A 16,277-nucleotide genomic window follows, 5' to 3' on the forward strand; every position below is an offset into this window, starting at 1 on the left:
GAGGGCGGAGTCCCTTAATTGCAGTGACAAAAACACAGGGAGTAGGGCGCATGAATGATGTACCAGCGCTAGATATAAAAGACCTGCACAAAACATTTGGACAAAATGAAGTTTTAAAAGGCATTTCACTTGCCGCGCACAAAGGAGATGTTATCTCCATCATTGGCTCTTCCGGCTCAGGTAAGAGTACCTTTCTCAGATGTATCAACTTGCTAGAAACGCCTACCGCGGGCGAAATTTGGGTAAATGGTGAATTAATCCAAATGAAGAACAACAGAGCAGGTGAATCTGTTCCTGCTAATGAAAAGCAAGTCCAACGTATTCGTTCACGCCTGGCAATGGTTTTCCAAGGTTTCAACCTCTGGTCTCACCTAACCGTACTAGAAAACGTGATTGAGGCGCCTGTTCATGTCTTAGGCGTGCCAAAAGCTCAAGCGATTGAAAATGCAGAAGTCTTGCTTAAGAAAGTAGGCTTGTATGAGCGTAAAGATTATTACCCTGGGCACTTATCTGGCGGCCAGCAGCAACGTGCAGCTATTGCCCGTGCGCTAGCAGTTGACCCAGAGGTGATGTTGTTTGACGAGCCAACTTCTGCGCTTGACCCAGAACTTGTAGGAGAAGTTCTGGGGGTAATGAGAGATTTGGCAGATGAAGGGCGAACTATGCTGGTGGTCACGCACGAAATGGCGTTTGCGCGTGACGTATCAAACCATGTGATGTTTTTACATCAAGGCTTAGTGGAAGAACAGGGAAATCCAGCTAAGCTATTTACAAACCCGGATTCAGAACGATTACAGCAGTTTATCTCATCCATTTACTAATATTTGTTAGGCGGCAGACTATTGCCTCCTAAGCCAACACAACAAACAAAACGAAATAAAATAGCAATCACAGGAGTATGGAAATGAAAAAGTGGTTATTAGCAGCAACGATTGCTGCAACGGCAGTATCAGGTGTTGCCCAAGCGAAAGAATGGAAAACAGTTCGCTTTGGTATCGAAGGTGCTTACCCTCCGTTTAGCTGGACAGAAACTGATGGCTCAATAAAAGGCTTTGACGTAGACATGGCAAATGCACTCTGTGAAGAGATGCAAGTGAAGTGCAAAATCGTCGCTCAAGATTGGGATGGTATTATTCCTTCTCTGCTTGCACGTAAGTACGATGCCATCATCGCAGCAATGTCTATCACTGAAGAGCGCAAGAAAAAAGTCGATTTCACTGGCAAGTACGCACAAATTCCAAATAAATTTATCGCTAAGAAAGGTGCTGGTCTAGATTTTGATAATCTTAAAGATGTCAAAATTGGCGTGCAACGTGCGACGACACATGACAAGTACTTAACTGACAACTACGGCGATGATGTTGAAATTGTGCGTTATGGCTCTTTTGATGAAGCGTATCTTGATCTAGAAAATGGTCGAATTGCTGCTGTTTTAGGTGATGCTTCTGCTCTAGAAGAGGGTGTGATCAACAAAGCAGGTGGCGAAGCTTATGAGTTTGTTGGACCATCGTTAACCGATCCAAAATGGTTTGGCGAAGGTATGGGTATCGCTGTTCGTAAACAAGACAAAGATCTAACGAAGAAACTCGACGCAGCAATTATTTCACTACGTGAGAAAGGTGTTTACCAAGAAATTGCTGGTAAATACTTTAACTACGATGTGTACGGTGAATAAACCGTAATTAAGCGACCGTTGGCTTGTTCCTAGAAGTAGTCAACGGTCGATTTTTTGAGTTTAGGGATTAGGAACTCACCTATGCTAGATTTACAAGGATACGAAGCTTCGATTTTGAAAGGAGCTTTAGTAACAATAGAAGTTGCAGTGCTTTCACTCATTCTCGCCATGGTCTTAGGCATGCTTGGCGCATTAGCTAAGTTAGCACCTTACAAATGGGCAAGGGCGATTGCCACTCTTTACACCACCGTCATTCGCGGCATTCCAGATTTGGTTCTGATGATGCTAATTTTCTTTGGTGGACAAATACTTTTAAATAACAGCCTTTACTCCATCAACGAAACGCTCAACGAGTGGTTTGCCTCGAGTGATCCAAACCATGAATGGACGTCTTACTTACCTGATTATATTGATGTCAGCCCATTTATAGCTGGTGTACTCACGATTGGTTTTATCTTTGGCGCCTACATGGCGGAGACTTTTCGTGGAGCGATCATGGCGGTGGACAAGGGTGAATTAGAAGCGGCGAAAGCTTATGGGATGAGTTCTGCTTTATCGTTTAGAAGAATCTTACTTCCTCAGATGATTCGTCATGCATTACCTGGATTTGGTAATAACTGGTTAGTGTTACTTAAGACCACAGCGTTAGTTTCCATTATTGGTCTGGATGACATGGTGAGAATGAGCTCATTGGCAGCAGGTACAACGAAAATGCCGTTCACCTTTTACATGGCTGTCGCGCTCATCTTTCTATTTTTTACCAGCGTTTCGACCGGGCTACTCAAGCTTGTTGAGCGTAAGTTCAGTATTCATGCGAGGTAAGTTATGGACTTTTCTTTGATTATTGAAAGCTTTCCAACTTATCTTCAGGGACTTTGGACAACAGTTTGGTTAGTGGGATTAGCGTTGGTTATTGGCTTGTGTGTCTCTATCCCATTAGCCGTGGCACGCAATAGTACCAATTACGCTCTAAGCTTACCTTCTTGGGGATTCATTTACTTTTTCCGTGGAACGCCGCTATTGGTTCAGCTGTATTTGATTTACTATGGCATGGATCAGTTTTTCCCTGTGAAAGATACCTTGTGGGAGAACGCTTGGTTCTGTGCTTTGGTCGCTTTTATTCTGAATACATCGGCTTACACCGCAGAAATTATTCGTGGTGCGATTAATGGTTTGCCGAAAGGTGAGGTGGAAGCTGCGAAAGCCTATGGCATGAGTAAGTTTATGACATACAGACGTATTATCTTGCCGAGTGCATTGCGTCGAGCATTACCAGCTTATTCCAACGAGGTCATATTTATGCTGCACGGAAGTGCAGTCGCGGGCATCGTTACCATCATGGATTTAACTGGTGCTGCGCGTCTAGTTAACTCGCGCTACTATGCACCATTTGAGTCTTTCCTGACGGCGGGGCTGTTCTACATGGCACTGACGTTTATGATTTTGTGGTGTTTCAAAGTGGCAGAGAGGCGTTTCTTAGCTTATCTACGTCCTTTAAGCTAATTATCAATAGAGGCAATAGCACCGGAATGGGTGCTATTGCTTTTGATAATTTTGTTATCTTCATTCCTATTTTTCCAGCCGATATAAAAGACTCTTTCTTATTATTCATTAACTTACATTAACATTCGGTAAACTCATTGTTTAGTAAGTAAAAATGAAAAAAACAATTCTATCGTTGGGCATTGCCGCCTTAGCCACAGGATGTGGTGGGGGAGAGGGAGAATCACAACCTAATGCTCAAGTAAAACCAACGCCAGCTCCAGTTCAACAAGCTCTGGAAACTGGTAATGCACTGCTCGTTTCTGACCCGAGCGATTTCATTCGTAAAAGTCATCAAGTTGTGCAAGCTCACAAGATGCAGTCGAATACGATCAAATCTGCAATTGCGAAAAGCCTTTCAGGTCTTTATTGGGATCCAACCCATGATGCCGCGATCTTGGCACCTCAGTATGGCTTCAACGACACCATCTTGATGACCAATAAGGCCATGGCAAGCGGTTACAAAGATCAAGCTCTGTCAATTGGCGTTGCCGGGGAAAAGTCTAATGGTCAACGTTACGCACTATTAGGTAGTAACCCATTTAGAACGGCACAACGTTTTCCCGACTCTTCCAACGCGGCGATGACGCAATGGTTAAGTAACCTGGTCACTTGGTTGTCGGGTGGAGTTACTTCAAACGTCGTCATCGCGCAAATGGATCAGTCTTATTACTTTCCGGATGAGCAAGCGACTCGGAATTGGCTGAAAGACAATGTTTCACAAGAGCTGGCGTTTAACGAGGCCAACCTATGCGATGGTTCGAAGCTACTTAGCTGCTTGCAAACCAATACTCCAAACTTATTGATCTTGTCACAGCATCTGCAATCTGGAGATACCAACAAACCAGTACTCGAAGCTTTGGAATACGCTGAGCAAGCCCAAATTCCTGTTCTATACCTGCATTGGGATGGAGGACTAACTGATCTTGGCCAAGACATTTTGGAAAAATTCCATGTTGATTATGTGGGAGATAACTATTGGCGTAAGTTAGGCTTGGTCGACTGGGAACCTTCATCGTTGATGAACGTTGTGCCGGATTCTGTTATTACACAACAAGCGTTGTTGTCTCGTTTTGAATCTCAAAATTTCAACGTTGACTTGTCACTGTGTGATGACAAATCCTGCCCTGACACTGCGAATATGGACAGTCAATTTTATGCAGGGGCAAACAGCATTCGCCATTGGTTGCAAAAGCTTGATGAACAAAAAGTAGATTTGTTTAATCAAAACGGCTACCAATACGAAAAACTCATGGTATTGCTGGCTGATCATTATCGTCAAACGGTTGTCTTCCCGATGGACAAACAATCAACCCAAATGACCGAATTCCTAAAGTCGTACTTTGCCGATTACGTGCAATACAACAGCCGAAGCGTAAACCCAAAACAACCAAATATGGGGAACTTCAGCCGTAGTGAGTTTAGCCCTGACATAAAGAGAATCAGTGCAACGATTAATATGGAATCAAAGCGTAACTTCCGTTCGGCTGGTGTGTATGCACTTCCTGGGGAAACCTTTACGGTTAAACGTAATGACAGCAATGATGTGGCGACTAAGATTGTCATCAACACTTTAAGAAGTGGTGCAACTCATGAGTTCAGCAAAGATGGATACACGCGACCAAAACTGCTGACTTCATTCGGCTATGAAGTGAAGCCGGGTGAAACCATCACGCTGACTTCTCCTTATGGTGGTCCAGTACAGGTTCACTTTGACAAAAATGATGTTCCGGTTGAACTGAAATTTAATCATGTGGCACAGCATCCAGTTTGGAGAAGTGAGAAGGACAACGACGCTTTTATTCAACAGTTAGAAGCCAATTTATTCGATTGGGCTGAGCTGATCACTCCTGGGTTTGAAGTACACTCAAAGCGCGACAAAATGTTGGAGTCGGTCAACGATGAAATGTGGTCTACCCCTTCGGAAATGGCGCTTGCAACAGAAGAATATGTTCACAACTACCCGCATGTGCTGGCAGGTTTCCAAGGGCCGGGCATAGATGAAGTGCCTGAAATTATTCAATACGCCCAAAACCAAGGTTGGGAAATCGCCAATATTGATATAGTGAAGCACATGAACGCTGACCAAGCGACGTGTGGTTATGGTTGTTCGGGTAACCCTTACGATGCTTACTGGTCATTCAGCCCACTCGGTCACGGTGATTTACATGAGCTTGGTCATGGTTTAGAAAAAGGTCGATTCCGATTTTCAGGCTGGGAAGGGCATTCAACGACCAATTACTACTCGTATTACAGTAAGTCTCGTTTCTTCCAGAATACGGGGAAAGTTTCAACCTGCCAAAGCTTGGATTTCAAAGGCCAGTTTGAATTATTGCAAGCTAGCCGAACTCAAGCGGATCCAAACGCATACATGGCAGCGCAAAATCAAACCAGTTGGAGTTGGGGCGCTCGTGTTTACATTCAAATGATGATGGCGGCGCAGCATGAAGGTGTGCTTAAAAATGGTTGGCATTTATTGGCGCGCTTGCACCTGATTGAACGTGAGTTTAACCGCTTAAAATCGGACGATGCGCTTTGGGATGAGAGACGATTGAGTATTGGTTTCGCCAACTACTCTCGGGAAGAAGCAAATAGCATCTCGAACAACGACTGGTTGCTTATTGCTCTGAGCTACATTTCTCAGCGAGATATGACTAACTATCTCGATATGTGGGGGTTCTCGTTCACAGAAAAAGCGAAACAGCAGGTTGTGGCGCTGAATCTACCGTCGATGCCGCTCACTTACTTTGCAAGTAGTAATACAGGCTACTGTCTGAACGAATTTGCTCAAACACCGATAACTATTGATGGTCAAACAGTTTGGCCGCTGAATCAGTGATTAAATGGTAATTTGTATGAAAAAGGGAGACTGAGTCTCCCTTTTTATTGGACTAAGCTTAGCGTTGAGTCTCGCTTATAGCTTTGCAATATATTACTTAAATGTCGACCAGATTGGTGCGTGATCTGAAGGCTTCTCGATACCACGAAGCTCATAGTCGATACCAGATTCAATACACTTTTTCGCTAGAGAAGGGGTTGCCAAAATGACATCAATTCGTAGGCCACGGTTATCATCAAAACCGCGAGAACGGTAGTCAAACCACGAAAATTGATCGTTCACCTCTGGGTATAGCTTACGGAAGGTGTCCACAAAGCCCCAGTCTAGTAAGGTTTTCAACCATTCGCGCTCTTCAGGTTGGAATGAACATTTACCTGTTTTTAGCCAACGTTTACGGTTTGGTTCGCCGATACCGATATCTGCATCAATAGGGCTGATGTTGATGTCACCCATAACAATTAATTGCTCGTCGTTATTGTGATGATCGTTTAGGTAGGTCATCAGATCTTTATAGAATTGGCGCTTGTATGGGAATTTGGTTTCGTGGCTGATGTTATCCCCTTGAGGGAAATAGCCGTTTAGCACAGTGACCTTTTCGCCGTTTTCATTTAAAAACGTTGCCATGATCATGCGCTTTTGATGTTCTTCGTTATCCGTCGGGAACCCTTTTTGTACGTGTAGAGGCTCTTGCTTACAAAGCATTGCTACGCCGTAATGTGCTTTTTGACCATGAAAATACACTTTGTAGCCCATGGCTTCGACAGCTTCAATCGGGAATGCTTCATCGTGAACTTTAATTTCCTGAAGACCAATCACATCAGGTTGGTGTTTGTCGATTAGCGCTTGGAGTTGGTGCAGTCGCGCACGTAGTCCATTGATGTTAAAGCTGATTACTTTCATTATTTATCCTTTTGGGGGCGTACTTTTTATGAATAGTATCATTGTGTAAGAGCACTGAAAATGAGTCTCGGTGAAAGGAGTGAAACGCTCTGAGCTACTTTGCTTTTAATTTGTTTTCTAAGTCGTTTTGCACGATCTTTAAAGCGTTAAGCGCAATTTCTGGATCTATCTCATTGCTCTCAAGCAAATAGATTAAATCGACAGCCAGTTTGATCTCTTCAGGTGCGTCATCTAAAGGCGAGGTTGGTTGGTCAGCCATTATTGATGTTTTTCCCTATGTGTAATTTGGTTCTCTAGCTTAAGAAGTGCTGCTTCACAACGCGCTAAACGTTGCTCGGTTGCTAGTAATACTTTTTGAGCGTCGGCACGCATAAAACTAGGAGCGCTTTCGACAGCACGTTCTTTTTCTAACACCATCTCGCGCAAGCGTCTTGCCCACTCTTGGTGTTGAGCGAGCTCCTGATAAAGCACGTTGATAGGCTTACGGAAATGGCTGCTATGTTTGATTTCATTCTTACGAATTTTAGTGGTAGAAATCTCGCGTTGAATCGCACCGATTTGCGCCACTAACCGTTCAGTGAGGTACTCAGCACGCAAAGCGGTGAGCTTACCTTCATTTTGCTCACGCACAATCGCATCCAGCGTGGCTTTTGCTTCTTTTACGCAAGGAGTAAGTAAGCGAGAGCGGCAACCAAATAAACGCTCATCAAAAAGCGGAACATGATGTTCGCCTCTTTGACGGTCAAGAACAGCGGCTTGCTTCGCCATTTGTTCTAGATTTTCCTGGAGTTGAGAAATGTTCATGACAAACCTACAAACCATGCGTCATAAGCCAATTTAATGGCTAGTATGCTGACGACAGTAACAAATACAGGACGAATGAATTTAGAACCAAATCTAATAGCGGAGTGCGCGCCAACAAAAGCACCAGCCATTAAACATACTCCCATTGTTAAGCCTAGCACCCAGTTGATGTGTCCGAGGAATGCAAAAGTGATCAAAGAGGTAAAGTTACTGGTAAAGTTCATTGCTTTTGCTAACCCAGAGGCGAGCAAGATATTCAGCCGGTACAGCGCCATTGAACTTACTGTCCAAAAAGCCCCAGTTCCAGGCCCTGCGAGTCCGTCGTAGAATCCTATGGATAAGCCTTGCATGTACTGTTTTTTATGAAGTTTTGGGCAAGGCTCGGGTATTGGACTTTGATGAGCAGAGTGGGGTGTTTTATGAAAAACGGTATACAACGCTGCTGCCAAAATAACAAGCGGCAATCCTTTTTCCAGCCAATCCGTACTAATCGCATCTACAAATAGCGTACCTAATGTCGCTCCGACGAGTGTTGCCACGAATGCACGCCTCCAGCATTGAGGTTTGAATAGACGTTTTTTGTAGTACGTAAATGCTGCAGTAGAAGAAGCAAAGGTAGCGGCAAGTTTATTGGTGCCTAGTGCAATATGAGGCGGCAAGCCTAGCGAAAGTAGAGCAGGTACGGTAAGCATGCCACCACCACCGGCAACTGCATCAATAAATCCTGCGACAAAAGCGACAAGCGCCAACACCAACAGCATGGTTGGCTCAATCATTTCCATAAATGGTGATTCTTCTAATATTCTATTTTACGTTTAAATGGAGGTAGTGAGTCGATTAAGGCTTGTCCGTATCGCTTAGTGACTAGGCGTCGATCAAGAATCGTTACTCTACCAGAATCTCTCTCTTTACGCAGTAAGCGACCTACGCTCTGGATCAGCTTTTTGCTTGCGTCTGGTACAGTTATTTGCATAAACGGGTTTCCTCCTTTTTTCTCAATGTATTCGGAATGAGCCTGCTCAACAGGGGAGGTTGGAACGCCAAATGGAATTTTTGTAATCACCAAGTTTTCAAGTAATTCGCCAGGTAAGTCTAGCCCCTCAGAGAAACTGCCAGTACCAAATAAGATGCTGGTTTTATTTGATTCTATTAACTTTTTATGTTTTTTTAGAATTTCCTGACGTGAGCTTTCACCTTGAACTTGCAACGCCCAGCCTTTTTTTATGAACTCCGAAGAGAGTGCCTTCGCGACTTGGTTCATCTGCCAATAGGATGAGAATAATACTAAGTTGGCTTTCTTGTCTTCCAAGTACTTAGGCAAGATCTCAATAAGATATTCAGTAAATTGAGGCGCTGGTGGTTCATATTTCATCGCAGGGATGAGTAATTCTGCCTGGTTTTGGTAATCGAATGGTGACGCAAGCGCTAAAAACTGAGTGCCTGATTCTGGTTTTCCATCAATACCAACCTGATGGCAAAAGTAATGGAAAGAGTTTAATGCACGCATCGTTGCGGAAACCAAAATGGCGCCAATACATCTGCTCCAAATCTGTTGATCGAGTTGCCATCCAATTTCAAGTGGCGAAACACTCACAATGAAATCACCCTCGCGATCGGGGTGGGTTTCTAACCAGCGAGCTAAAGGCGCACCTTTTTCACGAGTTGGTTCAGCCATTAAATGCCATACTTGCGCTAGGTTTTCTAACCTTTGAATGTAGAAACCGAGCTCTGCAAGCGCTGGTTCAGCCAACCTTGTCGCAAGCTCCCCGTCTTTTACTCTTTCCGCAATAAGGTCGGCAATTTTTGCCACGCTCTGATTTGCTTTTTTACTGAACTGTTTTAGTTCTTTGGATTGGTTCTCTAGCCACTCAGGTAGTTCACCGTGTTCGAAGCGGTAGATACCCTCTTCAAATTGAGCTGGGTCGAACTGTTTGGGCAATTGAGTCAGTGCCGGTATCAAGTTCTGAACCGCGTCTTGAAGGTCGTTGCGAAATCGAGCTACGCGTTTCTCGTCTGCGAGTGATGAAAACTTACTAATCGACTGATTTAACTTCTCAAGCCATGCTGCCGCGCCTTTTAAACTCGCAGATGCTGAAGCATGGTCACGAGCGACGTGAGGTAAGTGATGTGCCTCGTCGAAGACGTATATTGTATTTTCTGGCTCAGGTAAAATCACGCCGCCACCTAAATCTGCGTCTGCCATGACGAGAGAGTGGTTAGCAATGATGACATCGTTTTTATCCAACTCTGAGCGCGCTTTTTGGAATGGGCAGCCGCGGTGGCCTGGTAAACTGTTATTGCAACTGTGTTTATCACTGACAATCAGTTGCCAAAGCTTATCGTCGATGGGTTTAGGCCAAGAATCACGGTCACCGTCCCATTTACCTTGCGCAAGAGAGCGATGCATTGTTTCTAACAGCTCTATATCTTTTTGCTTAGGTTTGGTTTCAAACATGGCTAACTGGCCACCATCAGCACCGCTAGCAGTGGCGAGCTTTTCTGCACAACAATAGCGTTGACGGCCTTTTGCCAAAATAAAAGAAAACTCTCGGTCGGTAATCCGACGAAAAAGAGGGAGGTCTTTATTTATGAGCTGCTCTTGCAGAGCGACGGTCGCCGTTGAGATAACCACTTTCCTATTGTTATGTACAGCCACGGGAATGGTCGCCATTAGATAAGAGAGCGATTTACCAATTCCAGTCCCTGCTTCTGCAACGAGTATTCGGTTAGATTTGTGATACTGACCGCACAGCGTTTTTGCAATCTCTGCAACAAGGTAGTTTTGTGCTCTTCTAGGCACAAAGTTATCAAGTTGATCTTGAAGGTTTTGATAGCTATTACGAATCGATTTTTGAATGTTACTGGTCAGCATACGGGCCTCAAATGCGTTGGAGGCGAATAGTAGCACACATCACTAGTTGTACAGTAGTTCACAAAACGGAATGCTTTTATAAGGAATGTAGATCTCCTTCACAAAAAAATATTGAACCTTATCTTAATGAAATTAATTTCATTATATGAAAAATATAAAACTCCAACTTGGTCTTATTTGTGGGTTTTTATTCTTTTTTTTGTTTTTTTAAATTTACTTATTGGATTAAAAAACCATTTGTTAATAATTTTGTAAATTACAAATAATAATGGAGATTGGTTAGATGTTCGTCGAATAAATAAAGGTAAACTTATCAAGTTATTGTTTTATAATGGTATTTTGTTTTTTTTACATTGGTATTTAGAAAATTTGACAGCCAGAATAATCTTTTGCACTCTTAGCTCCAGATTTTGAGGAGGTGCTGTATAACGTTTTGTTAACGCTCTACCTCAAACATATAAAAAAAGGGAACCGGACAAGGATATCCCGAACTAAGAAAAGGCAGTGGATTAATTATGAAAAAAACTCTATTAGCACTAGCTGTAGTTGCGTCTGCAACTTCAGTGAACGCAGCTGAAGTATTCAAATCTGAAGAAGGTTCTGTAGATTTCTACGGTCAGCTACGTCCAACTCTTCTATTCACAGAAAAAACTGATCACACAGCAGAGCTAAACACTAGCTCTTCTCGTACTGGTGTGAACGCGGTTTACGTTGTTGACGAAAGCCTAAAAGTTCTGGGTGAAGTTGAAATCGGTGTTGCTCTAGGTGACAACTACGACGCAGGTGCTGATTCAAGCGAGCGTACAGATGACTCTGTATACGTACGTCGCCACATCATCGGCTTTGATATGGGTGATATGGGTACTCTTCGCTTCGGTAAAGAAGGTACTTGGGCGGATGACGTATACTTCGCAGATTACTCTTACTTCTTCGGTGGTAACGCAGCGGAAACTGCATACGGTCACGCTTGGAACAACGATTCTCAAATCAAATACGCTTACGAAAATGACGCATTCTGGCTAAAAGCTGGTTACGCGCTAGGCGAAAAAGATTCTAACGAAGAAGTACTAGAAGTATTCGTTGGTAAATCTTTCAACGACCTATCTCTACACGCTGGTGTACTTACTGCGAACAACGACATCAACGTAACTAAAGAGAAAAAACTAGTTCTTAATGGTGTAGAGCAAACAGTTTCTCACACAGAGCGTACTGATAACGAAAACCTATCTTTTGAAGTAACTGCTGAGTACGCACTAAACGAGCACACTCTAGGTGCTACGTACTACTACAACGAAAACGAAGATAAGCTAGGTAAATCAACAGTTGATTCACACTACATCGTTGTAGCTGGTATGTTCGCTGTTGCTCCTAAAACAACTCTATACTCTGGTTACGAGTACCTAGCTCAGTCTACTGACGAAGCAGGTAAAGTAGACGCAGACTCTTCTTGGTTCTACGCTGGTGTTGAATACAAGTTCTCTAAATGGGCACGTGTATTCGCAGAAGCGGGTTACACTTTCGAAGGTACTGACTTCGACAACAAAGACACAGACGACGCAACTAACTTCGGTGTTGGTGCTCGTTTCTACTGGTAATCAATACCCAGTTTGATATTGTAAGACCCAGCTATATGCTGGGTCTTTTACTATGAAGATAAGGATGAAAAATTCTATGCAGTTATCATTAAAAGTGGCAATGGCACTGTCTATTTTTGCCAGTACAAACCTCTACGCTGCAACGACTTTAGTGGTTCCAGAAGACGTGAAGTTATTGGCCGTCAACATGGAGAAGCCAGATCTAGAAGGTGGTCTTTTTTCTAGTGAGAAGACAATCGATCTACCTGACGGAACGAATCAAATTGTCTTCAAATATCAACCTGCTTTTGAAACAAACGAAAACCTTAAGACGGTTTACAGTGATGTAATCGTTGCTAAATTTGATGCTGAAAACGAAAAGCTAACGTTTGAGCTGCCAGAGTTTAAAACTCTTCGCCAAGCGCAAAACAACATCTCGCCTCTAGATTGGCAATTACTGGATACCAAAGGCCAACCTATTGCTTTGGTCGAAGATGTATTAGAGTCAGATGGTGTTCAAATTGGTCGTAATTACCCTCAAGAATCTCGTAACTACAACATTGCTGGCGGTATCGCGAGTGTTGCCGTTAGTTATGTAACTGTGAATCAGCATCAACAATCAGTAAGTGATATCGAGCCTCGAGTTGAGACTAGTGATACCCGTTCAACAGCCGCATCGAACGACAGCCCAATGGTTGATGTATTAAAGACGATGTACCAGAAAGCGTCTCCGGCGGAAAAAGAGGCCTTTAAAAACTGGCTTGCTGAGCAGTAATCCCTTAGTTCATTAGATAGGGCTTAACTGAAAAAGTACGAATCTAAAAAGCAGGCTTTAAGCCTGCTTTTATCTTTTCTGCTTATTAGAGAGAGATTTCTCTCCATTCACCAGGCATTAGGTCGTTAAGGACGATATCACCCATCGAATGACGAATGAGGCGCAAAGTAGGGAAGCCAATGTGCGCAGTCATGCGACGCACCTGACGATTTCTTCCTTCAATAATGGTAATGGCTAACCAAGTGGTAGGGATATTTGCGCGAAAACGAACCGGAGGCGTTCTGTCCCAGACTTGTGGTTTTGGAATAACTTCAACTTCGGCTGGTAGAGTCATACCATCTTTTAGCTCTACTCCCTTTCTCAATTTTTCAAGATCTTGCTCCTGAGGAGCGCCATCAACTTGAACCCAATAAGTCTTCGGCGATTTTGACTTTGGCTGCGTTAGCTTCGCCTGCAAGATGCCATCGTTAGTGAGTACCATCAAACCTTCGCTGTCTCGGTCCAATCGGCCAGCCGCATAGACATTTTTGATTGGGATATAGTCCGCTAACGTTTTGCGACCATCGCCATCGGTAAATTGACTGAGCGTATCGTAAGGCTTATTGAAAATAATGACTTTACGATCTTTAGGGGCCACTTTTGGCTTTTGGCTTTTTGTTGGGCGATTAGGGCGGCGGTCTTGCTGAGTACGAGTCTTCGAGCCATTGCGAGCTCCTGAGTGTTTAAAATGGCCCGTTTTAGACTGGTTACGACTGCGACCTTTTTCCTGACCTGTACGAGATGACATGTTAACTACCCTGCAAAAATGTAAATGAACTGTGTTTGAAAGTTTTAAGTTTTCTCATGATCGGATATGATTTGCGCGCCTAAAACTAACAAACGCGCACAGAATGATAGACTAATTCGTGTTATTTGTTTAATTATATCAGTGCACTCATGGATTCAGAGCTTAGAGCTTCAAACTACAACAAAGAGTGCGAACCGCATGTGGCGTTAGTGAGGAGACATGTACTGCTAACGCGCAGCAATGCGTCAATTAAACCAACTCAGACGCTGAGTTGATCAGCCAACAAGTTGATTAAAAAATAGGGAAATTTCATGCCTACAGAAAAACCTACAATTATCTACACCATCACTGATGAAGCGCCGGCGCTAGCAACTTATTCATTACTACCAATCATTCAATCATTCACAGCATCGTCTGGCATCAATGTAGATACTCGTGATATTTCACTAGCAGGTCGAATTATCGCTAACTTCCCAGAGCATCTAAAAGAAGAACAGCGCATTGGCGATGCGTTGACTGAGCTTGGTGAACTAGCTCAAACTCCAGAAGCAAATATCATCAAGCTACCTAACATTTCAGCTTCAGTTCCTCAGCTTAAAGCGGCGATTAAAGAGCTTCAGGCGAAAGGTTACGATTTACCAAACTACCCAGAAGAGCCGAGCACGTACGAAGAGAAAGCGATTAAAGCGGCTTACGACAAAATCAAAGGTAGTGCGGTTAACCCAGTACTTCGTGAAGGTAACTCAGACCGTCGTGCTCCGACTTCGGTTAAGAACTACGCGAAGAAAAACCCACACTCAATGGGTGCATGGTCAGCAGAATCTAAGTCCCATGTTGCGAGCATGTCAGACAATGACTTCTTTGGTAGCGAAAAGTCTACAACTATCTCTGGTGCAACAGAGGTCAAAATCGAGTTTGTCGGTAATGATGGTACAGTTAAAGAGCTTAAGTCTGCGTTCCCATTACTAGATAAAGAAGTCATTGATACTTCAGTAATGAAGAAGAAGGCGTTGGTTGAATTTTTCGAGAAAGAGATTGCTGAAGCGAAAGCACAAGACGTGCTGCTGTCTCTTCATATGAAAGCGACGATGATGAAAGTGTCTGACCCTGTCATTTTCGGTCATGCAGTAAAAGTTTACTACAAAGACGTTTTCGATAAGTACGGTAAGCTGTTTGAAGAGCTAGGCGTTGATGTAAACAATGGCATCGGTGATGTTTACTCAAAAATTGAGGCTCTACCTGAAGCGCAAAAAGCAGAAATTGAAGCGGCCATTCAAGCGGTTTACCAAACTCAACCAGAACTTGCGATGGTTGACTCTGATCGTGGTATCACAAACTTACATGTACCAAGTGACATTATTGTAGATGCTTCTATGCCAGCAATGCTTCGCTCTTCGGGTCAAATGTGGGGACCAGATGGTAAACAAAAAGACACCAAAGCGATGATTCCAGATCGTAGCTACGCAGGTATTTACCAAGCGGTTATTGATTTCTGTAAAGAGCACGGCGCATTTGACCCAACCACTATGGGGAGCGTACCTAACGTCGGCCTAATGGCTCAGAAAGCAGAAGAGTATGGTTCTCATGACAAGACATTCATTCTAGACGCTGCGGGTACTGTTCGCGTTGTTGATGCTTCAGGTAACGTACTGTTAGAGCAAGCGGTTGAAGAAGGTGATATCTTCCGTATGTGTCAGGTTAAAGACGCACCAATCCAAGATTGGGTTAAACTAGCAGTGACTCGCGCACGTGCAACAGGTGTTCCAGCTGTATTCTGGCTAGATGAAAACCGCGCGCACGATGCTGAGCTCATCAAGAAAGTAAACGCCTACCTACCAGATCACGATACTGACGGTCTAGAGATTAAGATCCTATCTCCTGTTGAAGCTTGTAAGTACTCACTAGAGCGTATGAAAGCGGGCCTAGATACTATCTCTGTTACAGGTAATGTTCTTCGTGACTACCTAACAGACTTGTTCCCAATTCTAGAGTTAGGTACGTCTGCTAAGATGCTATCTATTGTTCCATTGATGAATGGTGGTGGCCTATTTGAAACAGGCGCTGGTGGTTCTGCTCCTAAGCACGTTCAACAAGTAGAAAAAGAGAATCACCTTCGTTGGGATTCTTTGGGCGAGTTCCTAGCTCTTGCAGCTTCGTTAGAGCATTTAAGTGTAGCGACAAACAATCCTAAGGCTCAGGTTCTAGCAGATACACTAGATAAAGCGACCGGTGAGTTTTTAGACACCAACAAATCTCCGTCACGCAAAGTGGGTGAGCTAGATAACCGTGGAAGCCACTTCTATCTTGCACTTTACTGGGCGAAAGCGCTTTCAGAGCAAACGGATGATGCGGATCTTGCTGCTGAATTTGCACCAATTGCAAAAGCGCTGTCAGAGCAGGAAGAAACGATCGTTGCTGAGCTAAATAATGCGCAAGGCGTGAAAGGTGAGCTAGGAGGTTACTACTTACTAGACGATGCATTGGTTTCTAAATTGATGCGTCCAAGCGA

14 protein-coding genes are annotated in these 16,277 nt (G+C 43.7%); 8 read left to right on the forward strand and 6 right to left on the reverse strand.

All coding sequences use genetic code 11. The features are described from left to right. Window positions 1-50 precede the first annotated feature (50 nt). From R8N28_RS17810 to R8N28_RS17830, 5 genes are all read left to right on the forward strand, one after another. Window positions 51-821, forward strand: a complete 771-nt coding sequence (locus R8N28_RS17810; protein ID WP_005378438.1) for an ABC transporter ATP-binding protein — start codon at window positions 51-53, stop codon at window positions 819-821. 83 nt (window positions 822-904) lie between these two features. Beyond that, entirely contained in the window at window positions 905-1,675 is a 771-nt protein-coding gene (locus R8N28_RS17815; protein ID WP_005378437.1) for an ABC transporter substrate-binding protein, read from the forward strand. Between the two features lie 81 nt (window positions 1,676-1,756). After that, complete coding sequence (locus R8N28_RS17820) at window positions 1,757-2,497, forward strand: ABC transporter permease (protein ID WP_005378436.1); 741 nt, start codon at window positions 1,757-1,759, stop codon at window positions 2,495-2,497. 3 nt (window positions 2,498-2,500) lie between these two features. Then, the gene (locus tag R8N28_RS17825; RefSeq protein WP_053303243.1) at window positions 2,501-3,178 is read left to right on the forward strand and encodes an ABC transporter permease; all 678 of its coding nucleotides are present in this window, start codon (window positions 2,501-2,503) and stop codon (window positions 3,176-3,178) included. Window positions 3,179-3,332: 154 nt separating this feature from the next. Beyond that, window positions 3,333-6,056 (forward strand): ImpA family metalloprotease, encoded by a 2,724-nt coding sequence (locus R8N28_RS17830; RefSeq protein WP_065274298.1) that lies wholly within the window; start codon window positions 3,333-3,335, stop codon window positions 6,054-6,056. A 93-nt stretch (window positions 6,057-6,149) separates the two neighbouring features. Here the strand turns inward: R8N28_RS17830 and xthA are convergent, their stop codons facing one another. The 5 genes from xthA to dinG form a co-directional block, all read right to left on the reverse strand. After that, entirely contained in the window at window positions 6,150-6,956 is an 807-nt protein-coding gene (gene xthA / locus R8N28_RS17835) for an exodeoxyribonuclease III (RefSeq protein ID WP_065274299.1), read from the reverse strand. Between the two features lie 94 nt (window positions 6,957-7,050). Continuing rightward, entirely contained in the window at window positions 7,051-7,215 is a 165-nt protein-coding gene (gene rsmS, locus R8N28_RS17840) for a pleiotropic regulatory protein RsmS (RefSeq protein ID WP_047100850.1), read from the reverse strand. Further along, window positions 7,215-7,760: a primosomal replication protein gene (locus R8N28_RS17845; RefSeq protein ID WP_005378431.1), complete on the reverse strand. Its 546-nt coding sequence runs from the start codon at window positions 7,758-7,760 to the stop codon at window positions 7,215-7,217. The genes rsmS and R8N28_RS17845 overlap by 1 nt, the downstream gene beginning before the upstream one ends. Then, complete coding sequence (locus R8N28_RS17850) at window positions 7,757-8,542, reverse strand: sulfite exporter TauE/SafE family protein (protein ID WP_005387866.1); 786 nt, start codon at window positions 8,540-8,542, stop codon at window positions 7,757-7,759. The genes R8N28_RS17845 and R8N28_RS17850 overlap by 4 nt, the downstream gene beginning before the upstream one ends. 14 nt (window positions 8,543-8,556) lie before the next feature. Further along, the gene (gene dinG, locus R8N28_RS17855) at window positions 8,557-10,632 is read right to left on the reverse strand and encodes an ATP-dependent DNA helicase DinG (protein ID WP_053303240.1); all 2,076 of its coding nucleotides are present in this window, start codon (window positions 10,630-10,632) and stop codon (window positions 8,557-8,559) included. 515 nt (window positions 10,633-11,147) lie between these two features. On the opposite strand from dinG, the gene R8N28_RS17860 reads away from it, so the two are divergent. Both R8N28_RS17860 and R8N28_RS17865 read left to right on the forward strand, forming a co-directional pair. Next, a complete protein-coding gene (locus R8N28_RS17860; RefSeq protein WP_005378424.1) occupies window positions 11,148-12,227 on the forward strand; it encodes a porin in 1,080 nt (359 codons plus the stop codon). A gap of 76 nt (window positions 12,228-12,303) precedes the next feature. Then, on the forward strand, window positions 12,304-12,981 hold the full coding sequence (locus R8N28_RS17865) for a DUF2057 family protein (RefSeq protein ID WP_065274300.1): 678 nt from the start codon (window positions 12,304-12,306) through the stop codon (window positions 12,979-12,981). A gap of 85 nt (window positions 12,982-13,066) precedes the next feature. Here R8N28_RS17865 and R8N28_RS17870 read toward each other — a convergent pair whose 3' ends face one another. After that, window positions 13,067-13,768 (reverse strand): pseudouridine synthase, encoded by a 702-nt coding sequence (locus R8N28_RS17870; protein WP_017634731.1) that lies wholly within the window; start codon window positions 13,766-13,768, stop codon window positions 13,067-13,069. 311 nt (window positions 13,769-14,079) lie between these two features. Here R8N28_RS17870 and R8N28_RS17875 point away from each other — a divergent pair. After that, window positions 14,080-16,277, forward strand: a 2,198-nt coding sequence (locus R8N28_RS17875) for an NADP-dependent isocitrate dehydrogenase (RefSeq protein WP_318183393.1), incomplete at its 3' end; no start/stop codon positions are given.

It is taken from the genome of Vibrio sp. Vb1554, from assembly GCF_033344235.1.

Bases quoted from the DNA above. Each gene is read 5' to 3' on its own strand.
- R8N28_RS17810 (WP_005378438.1), top strand. From the start codon at position 51: ATGAATGATGTACCAGCGCTAGATATAAAAGACCTGCACAAAACATTT.
- R8N28_RS17815 (WP_005378437.1), top strand. From the start codon at position 905: ATGAAAAAGTGGTTATTAGCAGCAACGATTGCTGCAACGGCAGTATCA.
- R8N28_RS17820 (WP_005378436.1), top strand. From the start codon at position 1,757: ATGCTAGATTTACAAGGATACGAAGCTTCGATTTTGAAAGGAGCTTTA.
- R8N28_RS17825 (WP_053303243.1), top strand. From the start codon at position 2,501: ATGGACTTTTCTTTGATTATTGAAAGCTTTCCAACTTATCTTCAGGGA.
- R8N28_RS17830 (WP_065274298.1), top strand. From the start codon at position 3,333: ATGAAAAAAACAATTCTATCGTTGGGCATTGCCGCCTTAGCCACAGGA.
- xthA (WP_065274299.1), bottom strand. From the start codon at position 6,956: ATGAAAGTAATCAGCTTTAACATCAATGGACTACGTGCGCGACTGCAC.
- rsmS (WP_047100850.1), bottom strand. From the start codon at position 7,215: ATGGCTGACCAACCAACCTCGCCTTTAGATGACGCACCTGAAGAGATC.
- R8N28_RS17845 (WP_005378431.1), bottom strand. From the start codon at position 7,760: ATGAACATTTCTCAACTCCAGGAAAATCTAGAACAAATGGCGAAGCAA.
- R8N28_RS17850 (WP_005387866.1), bottom strand. From the start codon at position 8,542: ATGGAAATGATTGAGCCAACCATGCTGTTGGTGTTGGCGCTTGTCGCT.
- dinG (WP_053303240.1), bottom strand. From the start codon at position 10,632: ATGCTGACCAGTAACATTCAAAAATCGATTCGTAATAGCTATCAAAAC.
- R8N28_RS17860 (WP_005378424.1), top strand. From the start codon at position 11,148: ATGAAAAAAACTCTATTAGCACTAGCTGTAGTTGCGTCTGCAACTTCA.
- R8N28_RS17865 (WP_065274300.1), top strand. From the start codon at position 12,304: ATGCAGTTATCATTAAAAGTGGCAATGGCACTGTCTATTTTTGCCAGT.
- R8N28_RS17870 (WP_017634731.1), bottom strand. From the start codon at position 13,768: ATGTCATCTCGTACAGGTCAGGAAAAAGGTCGCAGTCGTAACCAGTCT.